Source organism: Arthrobacter sp. sptzw42, from assembly GCF_059089685.1.
Genome location: NZ_JBNHEX010000012.1, coordinates 83,964 through 108,357 on the forward strand (window position 1 = coordinate 83,964; position 24,394 = coordinate 108,357).

General features: G+C 65.0%; 20 protein-coding genes, 1 tRNA gene and 1 riboswitch. Of the genes, 9 read left to right on the top strand and 12 right to left on the bottom strand.

Annotation, left to right across the window (positions count from 1 at the left end):
* Position 1 precedes the first annotated feature (1 nt).
* From AC5RT4_RS14545 to AC5RT4_RS14560, 4 genes are all read right to left on the bottom strand, one after another.
* Positions 2–1,444, bottom strand: coding sequence for an L-serine ammonia-lyase (locus AC5RT4_RS14545; protein WP_494106196.1), 1,443 nt, complete (start codon positions 1,442–1,444; stop codon positions 2–4).
* Between the two features lie 88 nt (positions 1,445–1,532).
* A complete protein-coding gene (gcvT, locus tag AC5RT4_RS14550; protein ID WP_494106197.1) occupies positions 1,533–2,687 on the bottom strand; it encodes a glycine cleavage system aminomethyltransferase GcvT in 1,155 nt (384 codons plus the stop codon).
* Between the two features lie 11 nt (positions 2,688–2,698).
* Positions 2,699–5,599, bottom strand: coding sequence for an aminomethyl-transferring glycine dehydrogenase (gcvP, locus tag AC5RT4_RS14555; RefSeq protein ID WP_494106213.1), 2,901 nt, complete (start codon positions 5,597–5,599; stop codon positions 2,699–2,701).
* Positions 5,600–5,778: 179 nt separating this feature from the next.
* Positions 5,779–5,877, bottom strand: a riboswitch (glycine riboswitch).
* An 89-nt stretch (positions 5,878–5,966) separates the two neighbouring features.
* The gene (locus AC5RT4_RS14560) at positions 5,967–6,506 is read right to left on the bottom strand and encodes a TetR/AcrR family transcriptional regulator (protein WP_494042554.1); all 540 of its coding nucleotides are present in this window, start codon (positions 6,504–6,506) and stop codon (positions 5,967–5,969) included.
* 65 nt (positions 6,507–6,571) lie between these two features.
* Between AC5RT4_RS14560 and AC5RT4_RS14565 the strand changes: the two genes are divergently transcribed.
* Positions 6,572–8,143: an MFS transporter gene (locus AC5RT4_RS14565; protein ID WP_494106198.1), complete on the top strand. Its 1,572-nt coding sequence runs from the start codon at positions 6,572–6,574 to the stop codon at positions 8,141–8,143.
* 92 nt (positions 8,144–8,235) lie between these two features.
* Here the strand turns inward: AC5RT4_RS14565 and AC5RT4_RS14570 are convergent, their stop codons facing one another.
* Complete coding sequence (locus AC5RT4_RS14570; RefSeq protein WP_494042556.1) at positions 8,236–8,715, bottom strand: Dps family protein; 480 nt, start codon at positions 8,713–8,715, stop codon at positions 8,236–8,238.
* A 217-nt stretch (positions 8,716–8,932) separates the two neighbouring features.
* Between AC5RT4_RS14570 and AC5RT4_RS14575 the strand changes: the two genes are divergently transcribed.
* The 3 genes from AC5RT4_RS14575 (at position 8,933) to AC5RT4_RS14585 (ending at position 12,599) form a co-directional block, all read left to right on the top strand.
* Entirely contained in the window at positions 8,933–9,961 is a 1,029-nt protein-coding gene (locus AC5RT4_RS14575) for a nitrilase-related carbon-nitrogen hydrolase (protein ID WP_494106199.1), read from the top strand.
* A 65-nt stretch (positions 9,962–10,026) separates the two neighbouring features.
* Entirely contained in the window at positions 10,027–11,052 is a 1,026-nt protein-coding gene (locus tag AC5RT4_RS14580; protein ID WP_494106214.1) for an agmatine deiminase family protein, read from the top strand.
* Positions 11,049–12,599 (top strand): APC family permease, encoded by a 1,551-nt coding sequence (locus AC5RT4_RS14585; RefSeq protein WP_494106200.1) that lies wholly within the window; start codon positions 11,049–11,051, stop codon positions 12,597–12,599. The genes AC5RT4_RS14580 and AC5RT4_RS14585 overlap by 4 nt, the downstream gene beginning before the upstream one ends.
* Before the next feature lie 71 nt (positions 12,600–12,670).
* Here the strand turns inward: AC5RT4_RS14585 and AC5RT4_RS14590 are convergent, their stop codons facing one another.
* The 3 genes from AC5RT4_RS14590 to AC5RT4_RS14600 all read right to left on the bottom strand — a co-directional run bounded on the left by AC5RT4_RS14590 (position 12,671) and on the right by AC5RT4_RS14600 (position 14,079).
* Positions 12,671–13,219: an AMIN-like domain-containing (lipo)protein gene (locus AC5RT4_RS14590; RefSeq protein ID WP_494106201.1), complete on the bottom strand. Its 549-nt coding sequence runs from the start codon at positions 13,217–13,219 to the stop codon at positions 12,671–12,673.
* Positions 13,220–13,493: 274 nt separating this feature from the next.
* Positions 13,494–13,796: a DUF4193 domain-containing protein gene (locus AC5RT4_RS14595; RefSeq protein ID WP_494042560.1), complete on the bottom strand. Its 303-nt coding sequence runs from the start codon at positions 13,794–13,796 to the stop codon at positions 13,494–13,496.
* Between the two features lie 58 nt (positions 13,797–13,854).
* Positions 13,855–14,079 carry a hypothetical protein gene (locus AC5RT4_RS14600; RefSeq protein WP_494042561.1) on the bottom strand — a complete coding sequence of 75 codons (225 nt, stop codon included), beginning with the start codon at positions 14,077–14,079 and terminating at the stop codon, positions 13,855–13,857.
* A 186-nt stretch (positions 14,080–14,265) separates the two neighbouring features.
* On the opposite strand from AC5RT4_RS14600, the gene AC5RT4_RS14605 reads away from it, so the two are divergent.
* The gene (locus AC5RT4_RS14605) at positions 14,266–15,687 is read left to right on the top strand and encodes an FAD-binding oxidoreductase (protein WP_494106202.1); all 1,422 of its coding nucleotides are present in this window, start codon (positions 14,266–14,268) and stop codon (positions 15,685–15,687) included.
* Between the two features lie 57 nt (positions 15,688–15,744).
* Here AC5RT4_RS14605 and AC5RT4_RS14610 read toward each other — a convergent pair.
* A tRNA-Thr gene (locus AC5RT4_RS14610) sits at positions 15,745–15,818 on the bottom strand.
* Positions 15,819–15,982: 164 nt separating this feature from the next.
* Positions 15,983–16,858 carry a DsbA family protein gene (locus AC5RT4_RS14615; protein ID WP_494106203.1) on the bottom strand — a complete coding sequence of 292 codons (876 nt, stop codon included), beginning with the start codon at positions 16,856–16,858 and terminating at the stop codon, positions 15,983–15,985.
* Between the two features lie 178 nt (positions 16,859–17,036).
* Between AC5RT4_RS14615 and otsA the strand changes: the two genes are divergently transcribed.
* The 4 genes from otsA to AC5RT4_RS14635 all read left to right on the top strand — a co-directional run bounded on the left by otsA (position 17,037) and on the right by AC5RT4_RS14635 (position 22,213).
* The gene (gene otsA / locus AC5RT4_RS14620) at positions 17,037–18,539 is read left to right on the top strand and encodes an alpha,alpha-trehalose-phosphate synthase (UDP-forming) (RefSeq protein ID WP_494106204.1); all 1,503 of its coding nucleotides are present in this window, start codon (positions 17,037–17,039) and stop codon (positions 18,537–18,539) included.
* Entirely contained in the window at positions 18,529–19,371 is an 843-nt protein-coding gene (gene otsB / locus AC5RT4_RS14625) for a trehalose-phosphatase (protein WP_494106205.1), read from the top strand. Before otsA ends, otsB begins: the two co-directional genes overlap by 11 nt.
* A gap of 211 nt (positions 19,372–19,582) precedes the next feature.
* A complete protein-coding gene (locus tag AC5RT4_RS14630; RefSeq protein WP_142043703.1) occupies positions 19,583–20,665 on the top strand; it encodes an ABC transporter ATP-binding protein in 1,083 nt (360 codons plus the stop codon).
* 132 nt (positions 20,666–20,797) lie between these two features.
* Positions 20,798–22,213, top strand: a complete 1,416-nt coding sequence (locus AC5RT4_RS14635; protein WP_494042566.1) for a DUF4032 domain-containing protein — start codon at positions 20,798–20,800, stop codon at positions 22,211–22,213.
* A 2-nt stretch (positions 22,214–22,215) separates the two neighbouring features.
* Here the strand turns inward: AC5RT4_RS14635 and AC5RT4_RS14640 are convergent, their stop codons facing one another.
* Complete coding sequence (locus AC5RT4_RS14640) at positions 22,216–23,586, bottom strand: FAD-binding oxidoreductase (protein WP_494106206.1); 1,371 nt, start codon at positions 23,584–23,586, stop codon at positions 22,216–22,218.
* Positions 23,587–23,690: 104 nt separating this feature from the next.
* A complete protein-coding gene (locus tag AC5RT4_RS14645) occupies positions 23,691–24,200 on the bottom strand; it encodes an SRPBCC family protein (RefSeq protein WP_494106207.1) in 510 nt (169 codons plus the stop codon).
* Positions 24,201–24,394: the final 194 nt, after the last annotated feature.

Below are 24,394 nucleotides of genomic sequence, written 5' to 3' on the forward strand. Positions count from 1 at the left end.
CTCAACACACGGCCACGTTGACGGCGAGTCCGCCCATGGCCGTTTCCTTGTATTTGGAGCTCATGTCCTTGCCGGTTTCGCGCATGGTTACAATGACCTCATCCAGGGACACCCGGTGGGAGCCGTCACCCCAGAGCGCCATTTTCGCCGCGTTGATCGCCTTCGCGGCGGCGATCGCGTTCCGTTCAATGCAGGGCACCTGCACCAGCCCGCCGATCGGATCACACGTCAGGCCCAGGTTGTGCTCCATCGCGATCTCGGCAGCGTTCTCCACCTGCGCCGGGGTACCACCCATCACCTCGGCCAGGCCCGCCGCGGCCATCGACGACGCCGAACCCACCTCCCCCTGGCACCCCACCTCGGCCCCCGAGATCGAGGCCTGCTCCTTGTACAGCACCCCGACAGCACCGGCGGCCAGCAGGAACTTCACCACCACATCCTCACGGTCCTCCTGGCTGGCGTTCTCCATCCCCGGCGCGAAATGCAGCGCGTAGTACAGCACCGCCGGGATGATCCCCGCCGCACCGTTCGTAGGCGCGGTGACCACCCGGCCGCCGGAGGCGTTCTCCTCGTTCACCGCCAGGGCGATCAAGTTCACCCACTCCTGCCAGTACTTCGGGTCATGGAACTCCCCCTCCTGGCCTTCGGTGTCCTGGCCATCCGCGGCCGGGCGGGCACTTTCCTTCTTCAGCCGGTCATACCAGTCAGGGGCCCGGCGGCGGACCTTCAACCCCCCGGGCAGCACGCCTTCACGCTTCAGGCTGGTGGCTACGCAACCTTCCATGACGGAGTAGATGTGCAGCAGCCCCGCCCGGATCTCCTCCGGAGTCCGGCTGTCCTCCTCGTTCACCCGCATCACATCACTGATACCCAGGCCGGTCTCCCGGCAATGCTCCAACAGCTCCGCAGCGGTCCGGAACGGCAACGGCAGCTCCTTCTTGGACTCCTCCAGCTCCTGCCGGGCCGCGTCCTCCTCACCCTCCCGGACAATGAACCCGCCGCCCACCGAAAAGAACGTCGCCGTATGCAGGATCTGTTCCTCCGCATCAAAAATGGTGAACGTCATCCCGTTGGTATGCCGCGGCAGCACCGTCAACGGCCGCAGCACCATGTCCTTCACTCCATACGGCAGGGCCACCGCACCAGCCAACTGCAGCATCCCCGTCTCTGCAATGGCCGCCAGCCGCTCCTCCACCTCATCGGGCAGGATCAGCTCCGGATGGAACCCCTCCAACCCCAGCAGGATCGCCGTCATCGTCCCATGCCCATGGCCCGTCGCCGCGAGCGACCCATACAGGTCAACCCGCAACGACGCCACCTCCGTCAGCTTGCCGAGGCCCTTGAGCTCCTCCGCGAACACGGCGGCAGCCCGCATCGGCCCCACGGTATGAGAACTGGACGGCCCGAGCCCAATCGAGAAAAGGTCAAAGACTCCGACAGCCATGGTGGTTCCTAACTAAAACGTGCGTGATCGGGTTGGGTGGAGCGGCCAAGGCATCACCAAGGCGGCGGGCCAAGGTAACCACGGAAACCTACGTGGGGCGTCGATAGAACGGGAGGTTGACGACTTCGAAGGGCTCTGCCTTGCCTCGGAGGTCAATCTCGAGGGCGGTGCCGGCTTCGGTGAACGTGACGTCGACGTACGCCAGGGCGATGGGGTATCCCAGGGTGGGTGACGGCTGGCCGGAGGTGACTTCGCCAATGACCGCGCCGTCGTTGAGGACCGGGTAGTGTGCCCGGCCGGCGCGCCGGCCCAGGCCTTTGAGCCCCACCAGCCTGCGGCCGGACGTCGTGCCCGCACCGGCTTCCTTTTTGGCCGCCAGCGCTGCCTTGCCCACAAAGTTGCCTTCCTTGGAAAGCCCGACGACGGGTCCCAGCCCGGCGGCGAAGGGGTCACTCTGCAGGGACAGCTCGTTGCCGTACAGCGGCATCCCCGCCTCCAGGCGGAGGGAGTCGCGGGAGGCCAGGCCCGCCGGCGTCAGTTCCCCGTCCTCCGCGATGGCGAGGAGTGCCTGCCAAAGGCCGGGGGCGTCGTCGTTCGCTACAAAAATCTCGAACCCGTCCTCGCCGGTGTAGCCGGTGCGGGCCAGCAGAAGATCCATCCCGGCACCGGACACCAGGAGCGGAACCTCAGCGGCAGCGTAGTACTTCAGTTCCGTCACCAGGGCGTGGTGCGCTGCGGGGACGAGGCGGAGCAGCAGCTCCTGCGCCTTCGGGCCCTGGACGGCTATCAGCGAGGTGGCTGCGGACGCATCGTCAACCACGACGTCGAAGCCGGCGGCGCGTTCGGCAAGGGCGGCGGCCACTACCGCGGCGTTGCCTGCGTTGGGCACCACCAGGAAGACGTTGGTACCGTCGCTTCCGGTGCCTTCGGGGCGCCGGTAGACGATGAGGTCATCGATGATGCCGCCGTCTTCGTTGCAAATCAGCGAATACTTGGCCTTGCCCACAGCCATGGCGGACATCTTCCCCACCAGGGAGTAATCAAGGAACGCTGCGGCATCCGGGCCGGTGACCCAGACCTCGCCCATGTGGGAGAGGTCGAACAGGCCGGCGCTCTTGCGGACGGCGTGGTGTTCTGCGAGTTCGGAGCTGTATTTCAGGGGCATCTGCCAGCCGCCGAAGTCCGTGAAGGACGCGCCCAGTTTTTTGTGCTCGTCGTAGAGCGCGGTGTACTTCTCCGTCATGGCGCCGGTCCTCAGTTCTCGAACTCGGACAGCGGCGGGCAGGAGCAGATAAGGTTCCGGTCCCCTGCTGCGCCGTCGATGCGGCCCACCGGCGGGAAGTACTTGTCCTGCCGGAGCGACTTGACCGGGAACACCGCCTGCTCCCGCGGGTAGGCACGGTTCCAGTCGCTGCTGATGGCGGCCGCGGCGGTGTGTGGAGCGTTGCGCAGCGGGCTGTCGGTGACAGCGAAGTCGCCGTCGGCCACCTGGTCGATCTCCGCGCGGATGGTGATCATGGCCTCGATGAACCGGTCGATCTCCGCGAGGTCCTCCGATTCGGTGGGTTCCACCATCAGGGTCCCTGCTACCGGGAACGCCAGGGTGGGGGCGTGGAAGCCGTAGTCGATGAGGCGCTTGGCCACGTCCTCGGCGGTGACACCGGTCCTTGCGGTCAGTTCGCGCAGGTCCAGGATGCACTCGTGGGCCACCAGCCCGCCTTCTCCCGTATACAGGACCGGGAAGGAATCGTCCAGGCGCGCGGCGATGTAGTTCGCGGCGAGCAGGGCGGACTTGGTGGCCTCGGTGAGCCCCTGACCGCCCATGAGCTTTACGTAGGCCCAGGAGATGGGCAGCACGCCGGCGGAACCGTACTTCGAGGCCGAGACCGGGACGTCCTTCCCTTCAGTCCAGGTGGCCGCGTTGCCGGGCATGAACGGTGCCAGGTGTGCCTTGGCAGCGACCGGGCCGACGCCGGGGCCCCCGCCGCCGTGCGGGATGCAAAAGGTCTTGTGCAGGTTCAGGTGGGAGACGTCGCCGCCGAACTTGCCCGGCTGTGCGAGGCCAACCAAAGCGTTCAGGTTGGCACCGTCGACGTACACCTGGCCGCCCGCGGCGTGGACGGCGTCGCAGACCTCGCGCACGTCGGCGTCGTACACACCGTGGGTGGACGGGTAGGTGATCATGATGCAGGACAGCCCGTCCTTGTTGGCCTCGATCTTGGCGTACAGATCGGCGTGGTCAATGGTGCCGTCGGCCGCGGTGGCGACCACCACCACCTTCATGCCCGCGAGGACGGCGGAGGCCGCGTTCGTGCCGTGGGCCGACGCCGGGATCAGGCAGACGTTCCGTTGCTGGTCCCCACGGGAGTGGTGGTAGCCACGGATGGCAAGCAGGCCCGCGAGCTCACCCTGGGAGCCGGCGTTCGGCTGGATGGACACCTGGTCGTATCCGGTGATCTCCGCAAGATCCGCTTCGAGCCCGGATATCAGCTCACGCCAGCCCTCGGTCTGCGAGTCCGGGGCAAAGGGGTGGATGGAGGCGAACTCCGGCCAGGAGATAGCTTCCATCTCGGCCGTGGCGTTCAGCTTCATGGTGCAGGAGCCCAGCGGGATCATGGTGCGGTCCAGCGCCAGGTCCCGGTCTGAAAGCTTCCGGATGTAACGCAGCAGCTGCGTCTCCGAGCGGTAGGTGTTGAACACCGGATGCTGCAGGAAGTCCGAGGAGCGCTCGACGGCGGCGTCCAGGACAAACGCTCCTGTCACCTCTGCCGGCGGGGCACCGAAGGCGGCCAGGACGCCGTCGACGACATCCGGCGTCGTGGTCTCATCGGTGGAGAAGCCCACCGTGTCCGCGTCGATACTGCGCAGGTTGATGCCCTTGGCCTCGGCGGCAGCCACGATGCCCGCAGCCTTGCCGGGCGCGGAGACGGTGACGGTGTCGAAGAAGCTCCTGTGCAGCACCTCAAAGCCGGCGCCTTCAAGGGAAGCGGCGAGGATCCTGGCGTGCGCGTGGGCGGACCGGGCGATCGCCTTCAGTCCCTCCGGGCCGTGGTAGACGGCGTACATCGAGGCCACAATGGCCAGCAGCGCCTGGGCGGTGCAGATGTTGGAGGTGGCCTTCTCGCGGCGGATATGCTGCTCGCGGGTCTGCAGGGCCAGGCGGTAGGCAGGAACCCCGGCGGAATCCTTGGAAACACCCACCAGGCGGCCGGGCATGGAACGCTCCAGGCCTTTCTGCACGGCCATGTAGGCGGCGTGCGGTCCGCCGTAGAACAGCGGGACGCCGAAGCGCTGGGCAGAGCCGACGGCGATGTCCGCGCCCTGCTCCCCCGGAGGCGTGATGAGGGTCAGGGCGAGCAGGTCGGCCGCCACTGTCACCAGGGCACCGCGCTCCTTGGCGTCGGCGATCACGGCGGTGTGGTCGAAGACCCGGCCGGAAGCACCGGGCTGCTGGAGCACCACACCGTTGATGACGCCGTCGGGCAGGCCCTTGGAGAGGTCTGCGACCTCAACCTCAAAACCCAGCGCCTCGGCGCGGCCCCTGACGATGGCGATGGTCTGCGGCAGGCAGTCGGCATCCAACACCGTCTTGCCGTCGCGGGCTTCTGTATTCTTATTTGCCCTGCGCATCATCAGGACGGCCTCGGCCACCGCGGTTGCTTCGTCCAGCAGGGAAGCGTTCGCGATCGGCAGGCCCACCAGGTCCTGGACCATGGTCTGGAAGTTCAGCAGCGCCTCCAGGCGGCCCTGGGAAATCTCGGGCTGGTAGGGGGTGTAGGCGGTGTACCAGGCCGGGCCCTCAAGGATGTTGCGGCGGATCACCGGGGGCGTCACGGTGTCGTAGTACCCCTGGCCGATCATCTGCACGGCGGTCTTGTTTTTGGCTGCGAGCCTTCGCAGTTCAGCCAGCGCCTCCACCTCGCTGAGCGCGCCTGCCAGTTCCAGTGCAGTGTCCTGCCGGATGTCCTTGGGGACGGCGGTGTCAACCAGCGCGTCCACGGTGTCGTAGCCAATGGCCTTGAGCATGGTGGCGACGTCGTCTTCCCGGCGGGCGCCGATGTGCCGGTCAACGAAAGCGGCGGCCGCAGCTGAAGAAGCGTGGCCTGCGGTGGCGGCAGTGGCGGAGGCCGAGGATACAGTCACGAGGAACTCCATGGTTATGGCGGCGTCAGGGTATGCCGCATCGATTCGGGTCCCTCCCCGCTCTGTATTGGACCTGAGAGTTTCCGCGACGCCGGCTTCCGCCTGCCCGCTTGCACCGTCGGTGAGCACAGCAGTCCTGGTATCCAAATTCCGGATGCCTCTGCGGACAGCCTGCTGCTTTCCAGAGTTGCCTCGCCGCGGCGGTACATGGGCCTGTGAGATTCCTGGGGAGGTATTGCTCCTACGGCGCCTGCCAGTACCTTCCGGCAGAACTCTCCCGCCGCAGATCAAAGGCTATTCATTTTGTTTTTTCTTGCGGCCGGTCACGGCCCGCACATGGCCAATTCTCCTACGCCCCGGGCGCAGGAGCAAATACCGGCTAACCCCTCAGCCGGTGGACGGCGGCAAGGAGTTCGTCCACCTCCGCCTGCCTGTCAGCGGGGTTTCCCGATGGCCCGCTTTCCCACATGGCGTTGAAGTACAGCCCGTCCCCCATGTACAGCACTGCTTTTGCCATCGGCGCGCCAACGTCCTTGCCGATGAGGTCCAGCCATTGCTGCTGGATGGCGGCAAAGCGGCGCCGGGCATCTTCATGGGCTACCTCAGCCAGGCGCGTTGCGGCCACAAAGGAACGGTCCATAGGGGTGTCAGACCAGAGCGAGGACCGGATGAAGTACGCCGCCGCCCCCTCCGGCGCGGCCGCCATGACAGCGAAATCTTCCCCTGCGAGCCGGTCCAGCCGTTCCAGGGTGGCGGTGATCAGGGCGTCCTTGTTGGGAAAGTGGTACAGCAGGCCGCCTTTGGAAACACCGGCCCGCTTGGCCACCGCCTCCAAGGTGGCTGCCCTTTCGCCCACGTCAATCAGGAGTTCTTCGAAGGCGTCCAGGACAGCGTCTCGCGCTACAGGTTTTCGGGGCATGGCTTCCATCATGCATTGTCGCGGCCGGTTTCTTAACTGTACCGTCCGGACGGTATAGTTCCAGGATGATGTCTTCCCCTGCTTCCCCATCGAACATCACCGCCACCACCGTGCGGCGCGCCGGTTCTGCGAACGGCGGCAGCCGCGATTGGCTCGCACTGGCCCTCCTGATGTTTCCGGTTCTTTTGGTTGCCGTGGACAATACGGCGCTGACCTTCGCGCTGCCCGCCATAGCCAGTGCGCTGGGCACCACGGGAGTGGAACTCCTATGGATTGTGGACGCCTACCCGCTGGTGCTGGCCGGGCTGCTGGTGGTAATGGGAAGCCTCGGCGACAGGATCGGACGCCGCCGGCTGCTCATTACCGGCAGCATTGGTTTCGCGGCAGTATCAGCAGTAACCGCCTTCGCACCCGACGCCGGCTGGCTGATAGCCGGACGGGCCGCGCTGGGCTTTTTCGGGGCAATGCTGATGCCCTCCACCCTGTCCTTGATCCGCAACATCTTCGTGGACCCGAACCGCCGGCGGCTGGCCATCGCCATTTGGGCTGCGGGCTTCTCCGGAGGCGCGGCGCTCGGGCCTATTTTTGGCGGGTGGCTGGTTGAGCAGTTCTGGTGGGGAGCGGTCCTGCTGGTCGCTGTGCCCATCATGATCCCTTTGCTGGTTTTCGGCCCGGCGTTTATCCCTGAATCCCGGGATCCGGCGCCTGGAAGGGTGGATGTGCCGAGCATCCTGCTCTCGCTGCTCACCATGGTTCCGGTGGTCTACGGCATCAAGGAAACCGCCACTGAAGGTTTCGGCGCACTGGCAATGGGGAGTACGGCCTTCGGCCTGGTAATGGGTACCGTTTTTGTCCGCCGGCAACAGCGGCTCGAGTGCCCGCTGCTGGACATGTCATTGTTCCGCAACCGCGTGTTCAGCATGGCCATCACCGCCAATGTCCTGGCGCTGTTCTCCTTCAACGGTTTCATCCTCTTCCTGGCCCAGCACCTTCAGCTCCTCGAGGGAATGTCTCCTTCCGCAGCAGGAGTGGCGATGGTTCCGGCCCTGGTGGCAACCGTTGTGGCGGGCCTGGCGGTGGTGCCGGTGGTGCGGAGGATCCGTCCGGGTTTTGTGGTTGGCGCCGGACTGGCCATGAGTGCCGCCGGCTACAGCATGGTGACCTTCGGCAGCCATACCAACGGCCCGGCACTGCTGCTCGCTGCCCTGCTGGTCCTGGCACTTGGCGTAGGAACAGCGGAGACCATCTCCAATGACCTCATCCTCGGCAGCGTACCGCCGGAAAAATCGGGGGCAGCATCAGCGATCTCAGAGACGGGTTATGAGGTGGGCGCCCTGCTGGGAACCGCCGTGCTGGGCTCCATTCTCACAGCCTCCTACCAGCACAACCTGCGGCTCCCGGAAGGCCTTGCTGCTGCCGCCCCCGGGCACGAAAGCGCACGTGCCGGCGAAACCCTGGCAGGAGCGATGGAGCTCGCAGCAAGCCTTCCGGCACCCCTTGCTGACGCACTCCGGCAGGCAGCCGGCGCCGCGTTCGACTCCGGCGTCCATATCACCGCCGCAATCGGGCTGGTGCTGATGGCGACGGCGGCAGTCTTCGCCGCCGTCGTGCTGCGGAAGGTGCCCAAGGCGCCGTAAGAGGCGCGGCCCGGACAGCAAGAGGCGCCCGTCACCGGAGGACAACCTCCGACGCCGGGCGCCTGCAGATCCTGCCCGTGCGGGCAGCGGGACTACTGTGCGTCAGGTGCAGTGACGCTGGCGGTGGGCTTCATGTTTTCGGCGTTCACCATCCATGCGAACTGTTCCAGCTTCAGAATGAACTCGTGCAGGAGATCGGCCGAGGTGGGATCTTCCTCGTCGACTTCATCGTGGACCTTCCGCATGGTGCCTACGGCAGCCTCAAGTGCCGCAACGATCCGCTCGATGGCGTCCTTGGTGCTGATCAGGCCTTCGGGGAAGGGAGCGAGGCTGGTGGACTCGGCCACCGTGGAACTGCGGCCGTCCGGGAGGGCATGCAGGGCGCGCATCCGCTCGGCCGTGTCATCGGCGAACTGGCGGGCGGCGTCAACAATCTCGTCCAGTTGCAGGTGAAGGTCCCGGAAGTTGGTCCCCACAATGTTCCAGTGGGCCTGCTTGCCTTGGATGTGCAAGTCGATCAGGTCAGTGAGCACGGCCTGCAGGTTGTTGGTCAGTGTCGGTGAAGCTTTCATATGCATCCTCCTCGATTGTTCCTGTGATTCCGACGCTACCAGCCCGGCGGGCGGCCCTGGCGGGCCTGCCGGCAAAATTTCTCAGTGAGCTTACTAATTGTGCTTCCGCCGAAATAAACGAACGCGGTTCATATTCTCCTTGCATCCGGGCCGGTTGAACCGCATACTAAATGAACGTCATTCATTTAGTGACCATCGTCTCACTGGAGTAGCCAACATGATCGAAATTTCCTGCCTCGGCGCACCCGCCTCCCCGGCCCGGACATCGCCGTCCGGCCGCCCGGCCCTGCGCGTCGGCGTGGTCCAGCACCGGTGGCAAACCGACAAAGCCGCCGTCGAGGCTGAACTGGACGAGGGCATCGGCCGCGCCGCCAACCTGGGCGCGGCCGTAGTTTTCCTGCCTGAGCTGACGCTCTCGCGATACCCTGCCGACACGCGCCCGCACAACGATCCCGCTGAAGGCCCGGGCCGGTCCCGGCCATCGGATCTCGCCGAGGACCTGCTCACAGGCCCCACATTCCAATTCGCTTCAGACGCTGCCCGGCGCCATGGGGTATCTGTCCACGCTTCCCTGTACCAGCGCGCCGGGGACCCGGACGGACAGGATGACGGACTGGGCCTGAACACAGCCATCCTGGTCTCGCCCGGGGGTGAACTTCTGGCACGGACCCACAAGCTCCACATCCCCGTGACCGCCGGCTACTACGAGGACAAGTTCTTCCGTAAGGGCCCGGCCTCAGCAGACGCGTACGAGGTGCATGCACCCGCCGAACTCGGTGGCGCACGGCTCGGCATGCCCACCTGCTGGGACGAATGGTTCCCCGAGGTGGCCCGGCTTTACTCCCTGGGCGGTGCGGAAATCGTGGTTTACCCTACGGCCATAGGTTCCGAACCTGACCACCCCGATTTCGACACCCAGCCGCTCTGGCAGCAGGTGATCGTCGGAAACGGCATCGCCAACGGACTCTTTATGGTTGCCCCGAACCGTTGGGGCAACGAAGGCACCCTGGACTTCTATGGTTCGTCCTTCATCTCCGATCCCTACGGCCGGATTCTCGCCCAGGCACCCCGCGACGCCTCTGCAGTGCTGGTGGCTGACCTGGACCTGGACCAGCGGAAGGACTGGCTGACCCTGTTCCCGTTCCTCGCCACACGCCGTCCTGATACCTATGGCCGCCTCACCGAACCCGTCCGCCTGAACGAATCCATTGGCGGCGAGCGCGGGTTCGCGGAGGTGTGCTCGTGACCGCCGCCGGGCTCCGTCATGCCGTCAGCACCCCAGCGCAGTCGGAGCAGGCCCCGCAGTGGCGGATGCCCGCCGAAACGGCCCGACAGGAGCGGCTCTGGATGGCCTTTCCCGCCGGCGGCTACACCCTTGGTGAATCGCCGGAAGCCGCCCACGCAGCCAGGTCCACCTGGGCCGCAGTGGCGAATGCCGCCGTCGAATTCCAACCCGTCACCATGGTGGTGGACCCCGGTGACGTCAAAACGGCCGCCGCCTACCTGCACCCAGGGATTGAGGTACTCGCAGCCCCGCTGAACGATGCGTGGATGCGCGACATCGGTCCAACCTTTGTCCTGGATGGTGAGGGGCAGCTTGGTGCCGTTGACTGGGTCTTCAACGGCTGGGGCGGGCAGGACTGGGCGCAATGGGACAAGGATGCCCTGATCGCCGGTGAGGTGGCCGGCCGCTCCGGAGCCCGCCATATCCTGTCCACGCTCGTCAACGAGGGCGGCGGAATCCAGGTGGACGGTCAGGGAACAGTCCTCGTCACCGAAACCGTCCAGCTCGATCCCGGCCGGAACCCCGGCCTCAGCCGCGCCGACGTCGAGCAGGAACTGGCCCGCACCATCGGCGCCACCCACGTGGTGTGGCTGCCGCGCGGCCTGACCCGCGACTCCGAGCGCTTCGGCACCCGGGGGCACGTGGACATCGTTGCAGCCATACCCTCCCCCGGCACGCTGCTGGTCCATGCCCAGGAAAACCCGGAACACCCAGACTTCGAGGTCAGCCGGGAGATCATCGAGTTCCTGAGCGGCACCACGGACGCCGCGGGCCGGAAGTGGAACATCATCAAAGTCCCCGCACCGGAAATGCTCCGGGACGAGGAAGGGTTCGTGGACTACAGCTATATCAACCACGTGGTGGTCAACGGCGCAGTCATCGCCTGCAGCTTCAATGACCCCCAGGACGACAAGGCCCTGCAGATCCTTGCGGAGGCCTACCCCGGGCGGCGCATCGTTGCCATCGACGCACGCGAACTGTTTGCCCGCGGCGGGGGTATCCACTGCATCACCCAACAGCAACCTGCTGCCTTCCAGAAAGTGGTGTCATGACAGAAACCATCCGCACGGATTCCTCTGCCGGCAGGAATGCCCCCGGCGCCGCCTCCGGAATCACCCCCAAGGGCCTGAAGGGCGGGCAGCTGGGGCTCCTCGCCGTCGTCGTTCTTGGCATTTCCACCATTGCCCCGGCCTACACGCTCACCAGCGCGCTTGGCCCCACGGTCAACGAAGCCGGGCTGCAGTTGCCGGTGATCTTCCTGATCGGGTTCATTCCGATGATCCTGGTGTCCCTGGCCTACCGGGAGCTCAATGCCGACTCCCCGGACAGCGGCACCACCTTCACCTGGGTCACCAAGGCCTTCGGTCCTTGGGTTGGCTGGATGGGCGGATGGGGACTGCTCGCCGCCAACATCATCGTTTTGTCCAACCTGGCCGGCGTGGCCGTGGACTTCTTCTACCTCTTCCTCTCCCAGCTCACGGGTTCGCCTGAACTGGCCGACCTGGCCGCAAACAAGCCGCTGAACGTTCTGACCTGCTTTGTGTTCGTTGCCCTGGCGGTGTGGGTGAGCTACCGGGGCCTGCACACCACCAAACTGGTGCAGTACGGCCTCGTGGGCTTCCAGCTGCTGGTACTGGGGCTATTTGTTGCCATGGCCTTCGCCAACTGGTCCGCCTCTGCAACGGCCATCTCCTTCAGCTGGGACTGGTTCGACGTCACCAAAATCGAGACGTTCGGGCAGATCGCCGCAGGCATTTCGCTGTCCATCTTTGTGTACTGGGGCTGGGACGTCTGCCTCACCGTGAACGAGGAAACCGCCAACGGCAAAAAGATTGCAGGCATCGCGGGCACGCTGACCGCCCTGATTGTCCTGGCGATCTACCTGCTGGTGAGCATCGCCACCATGATGTACGCCGGCGTCGGGGACACCGGCAACGGCCTGAACAACACCGAGAACCACGAGAACATCTTTACGGCTTTGGCCTCCCCCATCATGGGCCCCTTCGCCATCCTGATGTCCCTGGCAGTGCTCTCCAGCTCCGCCGCCTCGCTGCAATCCACGTTTATGTCCCCGTCCCGCAGCCTGCTGGCCATGGCCCACTATGGCGCATTGCCGGAGCCGTTCAGCCGGGTGAGCAAGCGCTTCTCGACGCCGGGCTACGCCACGGTTGCCGCCGGCCTGGTGTCCGCGGGGTTCTACGCAGTGATGCACGTAGTCAGCGAGAACGTCCTGAACGACACCATCCTGGCGCTTGGCCTGATGATTTGCTTCTACTACGGGCTGACGGCCATTGCCTGCGCCTGGTACTTCCGCAACAGCGCCTTCCAGGGCCTCCGCAACTTCCTGCTGCGGTTCCTTTGCCCGGTGCTCGGCGGCGTGGGACTGTTCGTGGTGTTCCTCCAGACCGCCGTGGACAGCTGGGCTCCCGAATTCGGCAGTGGTTCCGAGGTGTTCGGGGTGGGACTCGTGTTTGTCCTCGGGGTGGGCATCCTGGCCCTGGGCGCGGTGTTCATGCTGGTGATGTCCCGGCTGCGTCCCGCCTTCTTCCGCGGCGGGACCCTCAAGCGGGACACCCCCGCCCTGGTGGTTCCGGAGTAATCCGGTCTTCCTTCGTGCATACCCAAAAAGTGCCGCAACCCGTTTCCGGGATGCGGCACCTTTTTGTTGGGTCACCAGAAGTGGGCCACGTCCACAATCAGGCGTGAACCCGATCCGGGGCCGTCCAGCGTAAAGACCCGGAACGGCAGCCGTGCGCGGACACCCAGGCCAATACTGGTATGGCCCTCGAAGCTTCCGGCGTAAACCACCTGCCGGAAGGTCTGGTACCCGGTCACGTTGGACAGTTCGGCCTTCACCGGCGGGTTGTACGTGGCGTTGCCGTTCTGGTCATAGGACGGCGCATGCACGGAGACCTGCAGGCGTGCGCCACCCTTTACCGGGATGGTGAAGCCGGACCCGTCCTGGACAATGTTCCGGACGTACCTGACGGTGTAGCCCGTAGCCGGGCCGTTGAGGTCAACCACCATCCGGTCAAAGCAGTAGTGCTGCCCGGTCCGGACGTTGGTGACAGAAGCGGTGCTGTAGGTGGGGTTGGCTTTTGCCAGTGACCCCCACTGGAGACCGCAATACGATGTGGTAGCCGAGGCAGGCCCCGGAACCAGAATTCCCAGCCCGACAGCCATGAGGAGAGCCGTGAGCCAGATGAGGAGTTTTTTCATTGTGGTGCCATCCAGAGGAGTGGAGCGGTTGGATAGCTCAAGCGTAGGAGCGCTGCACTACTGAATACGAGGCCTGTGGCCGCTTCGGCGCGGAACCGTAAGGAAGCCGGAATCCGCATCACACAACTGTAAATCCGGGGTTCTTTCGCCGCCTTTTTTAACCGTTCCGGTGCCGTTTCTGGACCCGGCCGTTATGCCGGATAACGACGTCCGAAAGGGACTCAAGGGCGCCGCACTCCCGGTAAGGGTGGCCGGCGCTCCCGGGGTATGAAAGTCAGCCTTCGCAGTCGCGGCAGTACTTCATGCCGTTCTTTTCGCGGGCCACCTGGGAGCGGTGGCGGACCAGGAAGCATGACGAGCAGGTGAACTCATCTGACTGTTCCGGAACAACAACAACCGTCAGTTCCTCGTTGGAAAGATCGGCGCCGGGCAGGTCGATGCCCTCGGCGGTGTCGTTCTCGTCGAGGTCGATCACCGCGGTCTGCACGGTGGCGCCGCGGGTGGCCTGAAGGGCCTCCAGGGAGTCGGCAGGAGACTCTTCTTCCTGCTTGCGCGGAGCGTCGTAATCGGTAGCCATAGCGTGTTCCACTTTCCTTGCTGCACAGCGCCGTTTCAGGCACCTCAGGCAGTTTAGGTCATTCTGCCTTTCCGCGGGCGCCAGTATGGTCCAACAGATCTTCCGCCGCGGCCTCGGCGTGCCGTGCATACGCGTGGTCACCACCGACTGCCACGCCGCTGAGCGCCGGCAGCCAGGCCCACCGCGTCACATCGGCCATGTCATCTGCAGCCTGGCCAGGGGTTTCGCAGTAGAAGGTATGCGCGAACCAGGCACGGATCCGGGCCGGAAATTGAGCTGTCATGCCGCGACCGTACGCAGCCAATGTTGTGGCCGCGTTTCGTCCCCGTCTCGGACATATTAATCCCGCTGCTGATGCAGGGAGCGGGATTCACAAAGGCTGTTGACCCGCAAAGGGCACTGCTCCTAAACTCCCGCCATCGGCATTTCAGGTTGAGTGCCCTTGCCCTCTGATGTGGAAGTAACAGCGATGGCCACAGCTCATTCCAATACCCCGGAGATTGAGGTCCAGCAGTCACTGCGTGACCTGGGTGGACAGCTGCAGGGAACGTTGATCGAGCCGCAGGATCCGTTGTACGAGGAAGCCCGGGCGGTGTGGAACGGCATGGTGAATCTCCGTCCCCGCGCCATCGCCAGGGCGAAGGCCGTCTCGGACATTGACCTTGCCCTGGATACTGCACGCCGAAGCGGCCTTGCGCTGGCGGTGCGCGGCGGAGGACACAACATCGCCGGCCACGGCACTGTCGAAGGCGGGCTGGTGCTGGACCTGGGGTTGCTCCGTGCTGTCACTGTCGACGCCGAAAGCCGCCTCGTCACTGTCGAGCCGGGAGCCACCTTGGCTGACGTGGACCGGGCCACGGCCGCCTACGGGTTGGTGGTCCCCCTGGGAGTCATCAGCGGGACAGGAGTGGCAGGGCTTACCCTCGGCGGCGGAGTGGGCTGGCTGACTCGAACAGGCGGGCTGAGCCTGGACAATCTTGCCGCTGTGGATGTAATTACTCCCGGCGGCGAGCACCTGCACGCAAGCGAAAAAGAAAACCCTGAGCTGTTCTGGGGGTTGCGTGGCGGTGGCGGCAACTTCGGCGTCGTATCCTCTTTCACCTTCCGTGCGATGCCCCTGCCGGCGGCGCCCCTGGGTGGCAACCTGTTCTACCGGCGACAGCACTGGAAGAACGCCCTGCTCGCGTTCGATGCCTGGACCCGGGACCTGCCTGACCAGATGAACCCGATCATCTCCTTCCTGGTCTTTCCGGCGGAATTCGGCATGGGCAGTGAGCCGTGGATGGTCCTCGGCTTCGCCTGGGCCGGCGAGGACCACCAGGCCGGCCTCGCCATTGTGGATCAACTCCGGGAGGTCGCTCCCCCGGACGAAGCGGAAGTTGGACCAACTCCCTGGTTGGACTGGCAATCCGCCATGGACGCCGTGTTTCCCAAGGGCTCACGCGGCTACTGGAAAAACGTTTCGTTCTCGCGGCTGGATGAGGAGGTGGCTGATGTGGTGGCGGGATTCGCCTCCGAACTGGCATGGGAGGGAACCGGCATTGACATCCACCATCTGGAGGGCGTCTTCGGGCGGGTTCCGGAGGAGGCGACTGCGTTCCCGAACCGGTCGGCGCGTTACTGGCTCAACGTTTACGGGTTCTGGCGTGACGCCGGCGAGGACGAGCGGCTGACCGCCTTCGCCCGCAAGGCCTACGCGCTGATGCGTCCGTTCGCCGAGCAGGGGGAATATGTGAATTTTTTGGGGGCAGAGCTCGGGGTCAAGGAGGCGGACGCTGCGCGCAGCGCCTACGGCCCGGACAAGTACCAGCGGCTCGTTGCCCTCAAGGACAAATACGATCCGAAGAATCTGCTGCGCCTGAACCACAACATCCCGCCGACCGGGACTTAGTTGACCGGGACTTAGTTGGCCTACCGCCCGGGGCCGCGGAGGCGGGGGAAGAAAAAGAGCCCCCTGTCGGATTCGAACCGACGACCCCCGCTTTACAAGAGCGGTGCTCTGGCCAACTGAGCTAAGGAGGCGTGCCCTGGCGGGCAGGCGCCTGAACGGCGCTAGATAAGGTTAGCCCAAGTCCTCCCGGTGGTAAAAACGCCCGGGTTTTGGTTGCCGTGGCGGATGCCGGCGCCAAAAGGGAGGGCCCGCAGCCGGACCGTGTCCGGCGGCGGGCCCTTTCGGCCGGACGCGATCAGGCCTTGGCGTCGATTGCTGCCTGGATTTCAGCGTTAAGGTCGGCAGCGCCGTCCCACTGCTTGCCGTCAATGAAGACGGTGGGCGTTCCGGTGATGCCGCTGTTGGCCGCCAGCTCCGTGGAGTACTTCACGTAAGGGCGGAAGGTCTTGTCGTCCACGCAGCTGTTGATATCGGCCCCGATGTCAGTGGCCAGGGACTTCAGCTTGTCGTCGGAGAGCCCGGCTCCGCCTTCGGCGGGCTGGTTGGCAAACAGGACGTCAACGTATTCCGCATACTTTTCCGGTGCCTTGTCCGCCACGCAGGCTGCAGCGTTGGCTGCGCGTGAGGAGTAGTTCGTGGTGGACTGGCGGTCCAGGAAGCCCAGCGGGCGGTACTCCATGGAGATCTTGCCTTCATTACGGAGCGTGGTGAGCGCTTCGTTGTACGTGTTCTCGAACCGCAGGCAGACCGGGCAGATGAAGTCGATGTAGGCAATGACCTTCACCGGCTGGCCCTGCTCGGCCTCGGCGCCGGGCGCCACCACGGGGCTGGGCTGCGTATCAGGCTTGGCCGGAAGGTTTGCCAAGTCCACCGTCGCCGGGTCCGTCTTTTTGACCTCGGTGTTCGCCAGCAGGGTCACACCGCCGTTCACATTCGCGCTGGCAGGCACCGGTCCCTGGTCCGCGATGGGGGTGTTCTGCCGGATTCCGGTGGTTACCACCAATGCGATCACTGCCAGGATGGCCACCACGGCCGCCACAATTCCCCACCCGATCAGCAGCTTGTTGCGCTTGTCCTTTTTCAGCTGGGCTTCACGGATCAGCCGCGCCTTTTCGCGGGCCTCCGCGGTGCGCTCAGCTTTGGACTTACGTACTTCGTTAGCGGGGCTCATGTGTTCCTTGGGTCGATCGACGAGGGGGACCATTTCGTGGCAACCCTCCCATTTTAGGGGAGAAAACTGAGAGCTTGCCTGTTCAAGTATTCTGCCGGATAGACAACGGACGAATAGCACGGAAGATTCCGTCCCGTTAGGGTGAACTAAGAGCCACAAGCAACCCCAGGGGGCCGCAATGCAAACACCCGTCCAGGAAAAACCTTCCACCGCAGCCGGGTCCGGCGCCGCCGGCTCACGCCATGGCGGAGAAACCAAGTATGACTTCATGGTGGTCTCGAACAGACTGCCCGTAGACCGTTGCGCCCCCGGCGAAAACGGCGACGACGGCTCCGGCTGGCGCCGCTCCCCCGGTGGCCTGGTGACCGCGCTGGCACCAATGATGACCAAGACCGACGGCGCCTGGGTGGGCTGGCACGGCGCCCCGGACGAGACCGTGGAGCCCTTCAGCCACAGCGAAATGGACCTGGTCCCGGTGCAGCTCAGCGCGGACGACGTCGAGCTCTACTACGAGGGTTTCTCCAACGCCACGCTGTGGCCGCTCTATCACGACGTCATCGCGCCCCCTGAATTCCACCGGACGTGGTGGGACGCCTACCGCAAGGTCAACAGAAGGTTCGCCGACGCCGTCATACGCCATGCCGACGAGGGCGCCACGGTGTGGATCCAGGACTACCAGCTGCAGCTGGTGCCGCGGATGCTCCGGGAAGCGCGGGCCGACCTCCGGATCGGTTTCTTCAACCACATTCCGTTCCCGCCTCCAGAGATCTTCGCCCAGCTGCCCTGGCGCCAGGCCATCATCGACGGCCTCCTCGGCGCAGATCTGGTGGGTTTCCAGCGGGCGAGCGACGCCGGAAACTTCATGCGTTCAGCCCGCCGCTTCCTGGGCGCCAGCGTCAAGCAGCAGCAGGTGCACGTCAAGGGCCAGGACGGGAAGATAACGCACATCGCCCGGGCCCAGGCGTTCCCCATCTCCATTGATGTCCAGCAGATCAGCGAGTTGGCCCAAAAGCCGGAGATCATCGAGCGGGCGCGGCAGATCCGGCAGGACCTTGGCAACCCAAAAACCATCCTGCTGGGCGTGGACCGGCTGGACTACACCAAGGGCATCCGGCACCGGCTGAAGGCTTTCGAGGAGCTCCTGGCCGACGGCAAGCTGTCCGTGTCCGACGCAACCCTGATCCAGGTAGCCAGCCCCAGCCGCGAGCGCGTTGAGCAGTACCGGCTCCTGCGCGAGGAAGTGGAAGGCACGGTAGGCCACATCAACGGCACCTACGACACCCTCGAGAACACCGCGGTCCGCTACCTCCACCACAGCTACCCCGTGGAGGAGATGGTGGCCCTGTACCTGGCCGCCGATGTCATGCTGGTCACCGCCCTGCGGGACGGCATGAACCTGGTGGCAAAGGAGTATGTCACCGCACGCACCAACAACGACGGTGCGCTGGTGCTCAGCGAGTTCGCCGGCGCCGCAGACCAGCTCAAGCAGGCCCTGCTGATGAACCCGCACGACATCGACGGCCTGAAGAGCGCCATCATGCGGGCGGTCGAGATGTCGCCGCGGGACGCTTCGCGGCGCATGCGGGCAATGCGCAAGCAGATCCTTGAACACGATGTGGACCACTGGTCCGCTGACTTCCTGCAGGCGTTGAAGGAAAAAGTGGTCCGTGATGACTCCTGACAGCCGGGCCGGCAACGGCAGGCTGGCGTTGACACCGGAGCTCCGGCAAGCCCTCCGCACCATCGCCAGGACGGACAATCTGCTGGTGGCGTTGGACTTCGACGGCACCATGGCTCCCATCGTGGGCCACGCCGACGACGCCCGTCCCCTTCCCCGTGCAGCCACGGCCTTCGCCGGACTCGCCGTGCTGCCCCGCACGACGACGGCCCTCATCTCCGGACGCGCCCTCGCCAGCCTGCGCGCCGTAGCGTCCCCGCCGGTGGACACCCTGCTGATCGGCAGCCACGGGGCCGAGGCCTGGCTGGGGCCTGGATCCACCGGGCTGACCCTGGACGGGGAACAAAAGGCCCTCCTGGCCGAGGTCCGCGGCATCCTGGCGGAGATCGTCGCGGAGGCGCCGGGCACCATGCTCGAGGACAAGCCGGCAGGCGTGGTGCTGCACACCCGCCAGGCTGCGGATGACGTAGCCCAGGACGCCGTATCCGCCGCGCGCTCACTGCTGCAGGACCGGAAAGGCGTCTTCCTCAAGGACGGAAAGCGGGTCCTGGAAACATCGGTTGTCAATGCTTCCAAGGGTGAGGGGGTCACCTTCCTGCGGCAGGTCACCGGCGCCACGGCTGTCCTGTTTGCCGGCGACGACACCACGGACGAGGACGCGCTGGCCCGTTTGGAGCCGGGGGACGTGGGCGTGAAGGTGGGGCTGGACTTCACCCAGGCCCAGTACCGGGTGGAGGCGCCGGTGCACGTGGCAGAGATGCTGGAGGTGCTGCTGCAGGAGCGGAGCCTGGTGGTCGCAGAGGAGGACCAGCAGGGCTTCCAGGGCCGCAGTTAAGCAAGCTCACATGTGACCTCCGTAACATTTGAGCCCAAATGCACAACATCTGACATACTCTTGCTTGTGATGTGGCGCACAGACACCGTGCGGCGTCACTCGGCGCTCCCAAGTACTGATGCGGGAGCGCCTGCACCACAAAACTGAATAAACATGAACCATTCACAACGGATCGTCCGGCACGTACCTGCCGGTGAAGGGATTGATAACTGTGGCTACAGTTACTTTTGATAACGCTACGCGTCTGTACCCGGGCACAGAAAAGCCCGCCGTCGATAAGCTCAACATCGACATCGCCGATGGCGAATTCCTGGTCCTCGTGGGACCCTCCGGTTGCGGTAAGTCCACCTCCCTGCGCATGCTAGCAGGCCTCGAGGACGTCAACGCAGGCCGCATCCTGATCGGCGACCGCGACGTCACCGACGTTCCCCCGAAGGACCGCGACATCGCGATGGTTTTCCAGAACTACGCGCTGTACCCGCACATGACTGTGGCCGACAACATGGGCTTCGCACTGAAGATCGCCGGCGTCTCCAAGGAAGAGCGCGCCGAGCGCGTCCGTGAAGCCGCCAAGCTCCTTGACCTCGAGCCCTACCTGGACCGCAAGCCGAAGGCACTCTCCGGCGGTCAGCGCCAGCGTGTGGCCATGGGCCGCGCCATCGTCCGCAACCCGCAGGTCTTCCTCATGGACGAGCCGCTGTCCAACCTGGACGCTAAGCTCCGTGTGCAGACCCGCACCCAGATCGCATCCCTCACCAGGCGCCTGGGCGTCACCACCGTTTACGTGACGCACGACCAGGTTGAGGCTATGACCATGGGCGACCGCGTGGCCGTGCTGAAGGACGGCCTGCTGATGCAGGTGGACACCCCGCGCAACCTGTACGACAAGCCCAAGAACGTCTTCGTGGCCGGCTTCATCGGCTCCCCCGCCATGAACCTGCTCGAACTGCCGGTGGTCGACGGCGGTGTGCAGTTCGGCGGCACGGTTTACCCGGTACCCCGTTCCGTCCTCGAAGAGGCCCACGGCTCCACCGTGACGCTCGGTTCCCGCCCTGAGGACCTCGAGACCGCACCGCACGGCGAAGGCCTGAAGGTAGAGGTCGACGTCGTCGAAGAGCTCGGTGCCGACGCCTACGTCTACGGCCACACCACCCTTGACGGCAAGGACCACGACATCGTGGCACGCGTCGACGGCCGCCGCCCCCCGATGAAGGGCGAGTCCATCTACGTCCGCCCGCAGTCGGGCCACGTGCACCTGTTCGACACCAAGACCGGCCTGCGCCTGGGCGACTAGTCCTCCCCACCGGCACCCTAACCTCCGTATGAACCGACGGCGGCCCCTCCTTACTGGACGGGCCGCCGTCGGCCTTTAACTGCGCGGGCAGAAGGATTAGCTGGCCACGCCCTTGTACGGAAGAATTGACCCATGACCGAGGAATACAGCGCCCAGTGGCACGATGAACCCACCGACTATGCGCAGGTGGGGAAACTCCCCCGGTTCGTGGCGGCCAGCGCGGACGACGGCAAAGCTTCGGTCTACAGTTCCCTGAACATCACTGCGGCAGCGGCTGATCCCGAACTGCTCGACCTGCCCTGGCACATCGCGCTGGAGGACTGGCCTGCAGAGAACCTGGCCGCACTCCCCCGCGGTATCTCCCGGCACATCGTCCGGTTCGCCCACCTCGGGGGCTCGGTGATCGCCATCAAGGAAACCTCGGAACACATTGCCCGGCACGAATACCACATGCTCCGCAAGCTGGCCCGGCTGGACGTTCCCTGCGTGGAGCCCGTCGCCGTCATCACCGGCCGTACCACCCTGGACGGACGGCCGCTGAACCCCGTGCTGGTGACCCGGCACCTGAAGTTCTCCATGCCTTACCGAGCCCTTTTCTCGCAGATGCTGCGCAAGGACACGCTCACTCGCCTTATCGACGCACAGGCGCTGCTGTTGGTGCGGCTGCACCTGATCGGCTTTTACTGGGGCGACGTTTCGCTTTCCAACACCCTTTTCCGCCGCGACGCCGGCGCCTTTGCCGCTTACCTGGTGGACGCCGAGACCGGTGAGCTCTATCCGGACCTCTCTACCGGTCAACGCGAGTATGACCTGGAAATTGCACGGGTTAACATCGCGGGCGAGCTCATGGACTTGCTGGACGGCGGCCTGATCGAGGAAAAGGTGGACCCCGTGGCCACCAGCGAACTGATCATGGACAGTTACCGCCGCCTTTGGACCGAGCTCACGGAGAAGGAATCCTTCGAACTGGGCGAACGTTGGCGTGTGGGCGCCCGCATCCGGCGGCTCAACGAACTCGGCTTCGACGTCGAGGAGTATGCAATTAAGACCACCCAAAACGGCGCCACCATCCAGCTGCAGCCGAAGGTGGTGGACGCCGGGCACCACATGCGCCGCCTGTTGCGGCTCACCGGTATCGACGCCCAGGAGAACCAGGCACGCCGGCTCCTGAACGACATGGACTCCTTCCGGGCAGACAACAACCCCGACATGGACGAGGAATACAGCGCCCATCTTTGGGTGAGCCAGATCTTCGAGCCGATCGTCAGGTCCATCCCGCGGGACCTGTCCGGCAAGCTCGAACCGGCCGAAGTGGTGCACGAGGTCCTGGAGCACCGCTGGTACATGTCTGAAAAGCAGGAGCGGCACATCCCGTTGGCGGAAGCTGTACAGTCCTACATCGACTCCATCCTGCGGCACCGCCGCGACGAAGCCGCCATTATGCTGAACCCGGACACGGAACTGCTCAAGATCCTTGAGGTGGAGACCGAAGAGTCCCGCTACGGCGAAGACGAGTCAATAGACGAGTACCCGGACTCGGACGACTAGGTTCAGATCGCCTTACCGGGATTGAAGATGCCGGCGGGATCGAACAGGCCCTTGATCCTGCGCTGGAACTCCCGGACGGGTTCCGCCTGTTCCTGGCCAAGCCACCGCAGTTTGTACTGCCCTACGCCGTGCTCCCCGGTGATTGTCCCGCCCATCTGCAGGGCTGCAGTAATGGACTCGTCCAGGACCTGCTGGAGCCTGGCCATGGCCCCGGTGTCCACCGTGTTGTCCTTCCGGTCTATCCAGAAGGTGGGGTGCAGGTTGCCGTCGCCGGCGTGGGCTACTACCTTGAGGTGCACCCCGTAACCGGCGGCCATGGCTTCCAGGGCCGCGACGTAGTCAACGAGGCGCGACCGGGGAACGGCTACGTCCTCTCCCACCCGATACTCGTCGTCGACCTCCACACCCCTGCTGTGCCGGCGAAGCTCCACCAGCCGTTCTGCCTCTGTACTTGCTTCCGTGGTAACGGTCGCCCCGCCTGCGCTCAAAACCTCCCGGACTACCTCGGCTTCTGCCGCAGCACCGAAGCCGTCCGTCTGGATCAAAAGGAGAGACCGGCCGCGCCCGGTGAGGTCCGATCCGTGGATCTCATCCAGCTGGGTGAGTGTACCGCCGTCGAGCAGTTCCATGATGGCCGGTTGCACCCGGGCCCTTCCCACTGCCAGGACGCCGGCAGCAGCGAGACGGAAGTCCGGGTAGAAAGCTGCGACAGTGTGCACCTCCCGGGGCAGGTACTTCAGGCGCACCGTCACCCCCACAACAATGCCAAGCGTTCCCTCCGAGCCGACGAACAGCCCGGTCAGGTCGTAGCCGGCCACGCCCTTGAAGGTCTGGTGGCCGGTGTGGATGAACGAGCCGTCCGCCAGGACCACGTCCAGCGCGAGGACCGAGTCCCGGGTAACCCCGTACTTGGCACAGCGCAAACCGCCCGCGTTGGTGGCAACATTGCCGCCGATGGTGGAGCTGCGGAAGCTTGCCGGGTCCGGGGCGTACATAAGTCCATGCACCGCAGCGGCCTCGTTGAGCACGGCGTTGATGACTCCCGGTTCCACTACTGCTGTTTCGTCGTCCGGGTTCAGTTCCAGGATGCGGTCCATGCGTTCGAGGGACAGGATGATGCAGTCCCTGGTGGCGTGGGCACCGCCTGAAACTCCGGTTCCCGCCCCCCGCGGCACGATGGGAACAGCACCGTCAGCACAGATCCGTACCACGGCCTGCACCTCCGGCACGGACTCCGGGAAGACCACTGCCAGTGGCAGCTGGTAGTCGAGGATGGGCGCCTGGTCCACGGCGTACCGGCTGAGCGTTGCTTCCGTCCGGTCCACCTGGCCGGCTGCCAACACGGTCTCCAGCTCCTCAACCACGCTACCCACAAAGCCTCCATCCCTCGCCGCACATGTCCCACAAGTCTAGGACCCGCGGCCTTCACCTACGGTTGCGCCGGTTGCCCTGACCCTGCCTCTTTCATTCCGCCGAGTCAGGCCTCCGCCCCGGCTTCAGGGGCGCCCATGAAACGGCAATACCTGGCAAGAATCAGCGGCCACGCGGCGAGGTACTGGGCGCGGGCTGCGGCCGGGTTCTCAGCCCCTTCCCAGCCGTCATGGAAGACGCGTACTTCCGTGCCGTCCTCCACTGCCCGGAATACCACCACCAATTCCGTGGACCACAGCGCACTGGAGCCGGGATGCCAGGTTGCGTGAAAGGAAAGGGGCGGCTGCCAGTCATCAAGGGTGCCCCAAATGCTGGTCCGGCCGTCATCGGCTGTTTCCAGGATGAGGTTCTCCTCAAACTCGACGTACGATCCCGCGCCGTACACGCCGAACGTTTCCAGGGGCCACCAGAGATGCGTGTGGTCCGTGAATCCGGCGAAGGCATGGGCCACGCTTCCTGGCACTACCACCGTGTTGACCACCGGTTCGAGGAGATCCAAGGGACTCTTCTCATCGCTTCCAAAAGGGTCGTTGCCGTGGCTGAAGAGGCTGTTCATGGTGCTCCACTCTACCCGGCCCTGCTCGCCGGGGGTGTGGTGGTTAAAGCGGTGGGGCCCTGACGGTTGGTCAAGGCCCGGCCATGCTCGCCGGGGTGTGGTGGTTAAAGCAGTGGGGCCCTGACGTCGTTTGTCAGGGCCCTACTGGTAATGGTTGTCCGGCGGTGACCTACTCTCCCACACCCTCCCGGGTG

What these genes read in the sequence shown, in the direction of transcription:
- AC5RT4_RS14545 (WP_494106196.1), bottom strand. Translation starts at nt 1,444, where the DNA reads ATGGCTGTCGGAGTCTTTGACCTTTTCTCGATTGGGCTCGGGCCGTCC.
- gcvT (WP_494106197.1), bottom strand. Translation starts at nt 2,687, where the DNA reads ATGACGGAGAAGTACACCGCGCTCTACGACGAGCACAAAAAACTGGGC.
- gcvP (WP_494106213.1), bottom strand. Translation starts at nt 5,599, where the DNA reads ATGGAGTTCCTCGTGACTGTATCCTCGGCCTCCGCCACTGCCGCCACC.
- AC5RT4_RS14560 (WP_494042554.1), bottom strand. Translation starts at nt 6,506, where the DNA reads ATGCCCCGAAAACCTGTAGCGCGAGACGCTGTCCTGGACGCCTTCGAA.
- AC5RT4_RS14565 (WP_494106198.1), top strand. Translation starts at nt 6,572, where the DNA reads ATGATGTCTTCCCCTGCTTCCCCATCGAACATCACCGCCACCACCGTG.
- AC5RT4_RS14570 (WP_494042556.1), bottom strand. Translation starts at nt 8,715, where the DNA reads ATGAAAGCTTCACCGACACTGACCAACAACCTGCAGGCCGTGCTCACT.
- AC5RT4_RS14575 (WP_494106199.1), top strand. Translation starts at nt 8,933, where the DNA reads ATGATCGAAATTTCCTGCCTCGGCGCACCCGCCTCCCCGGCCCGGACA.
- AC5RT4_RS14580 (WP_494106214.1), top strand. Translation starts at nt 10,027, where the DNA reads ATGCCCGCCGAAACGGCCCGACAGGAGCGGCTCTGGATGGCCTTTCCC.
- AC5RT4_RS14585 (WP_494106200.1), top strand. Translation starts at nt 11,049, where the DNA reads ATGACAGAAACCATCCGCACGGATTCCTCTGCCGGCAGGAATGCCCCC.
- AC5RT4_RS14590 (WP_494106201.1), bottom strand. Translation starts at nt 13,219, where the DNA reads ATGAAAAAACTCCTCATCTGGCTCACGGCTCTCCTCATGGCTGTCGGG.
- AC5RT4_RS14595 (WP_494042560.1), bottom strand. Translation starts at nt 13,796, where the DNA reads ATGGCTACCGATTACGACGCTCCGCGCAAGCAGGAAGAAGAGTCTCCT.
- AC5RT4_RS14600 (WP_494042561.1), bottom strand. Translation starts at nt 14,079, where the DNA reads ATGACAGCTCAATTTCCGGCCCGGATCCGTGCCTGGTTCGCGCATACC.
- AC5RT4_RS14605 (WP_494106202.1), top strand. Translation starts at nt 14,266, where the DNA reads ATGGCCACAGCTCATTCCAATACCCCGGAGATTGAGGTCCAGCAGTCA.
- AC5RT4_RS14615 (WP_494106203.1), bottom strand. Translation starts at nt 16,858, where the DNA reads ATGAGCCCCGCTAACGAAGTACGTAAGTCCAAAGCTGAGCGCACCGCG.
- otsA (WP_494106204.1), top strand. Translation starts at nt 17,037, where the DNA reads ATGCAAACACCCGTCCAGGAAAAACCTTCCACCGCAGCCGGGTCCGGC.
- otsB (WP_494106205.1), top strand. Translation starts at nt 18,529, where the DNA reads ATGACTCCTGACAGCCGGGCCGGCAACGGCAGGCTGGCGTTGACACCG.
- AC5RT4_RS14635 (WP_494042566.1), top strand. Translation starts at nt 20,798, where the DNA reads ATGACCGAGGAATACAGCGCCCAGTGGCACGATGAACCCACCGACTAT.
- AC5RT4_RS14645 (WP_494106207.1), bottom strand. Translation starts at nt 24,200, where the DNA reads ATGAACAGCCTCTTCAGCCACGGCAACGACCCTTTTGGAAGCGATGAG.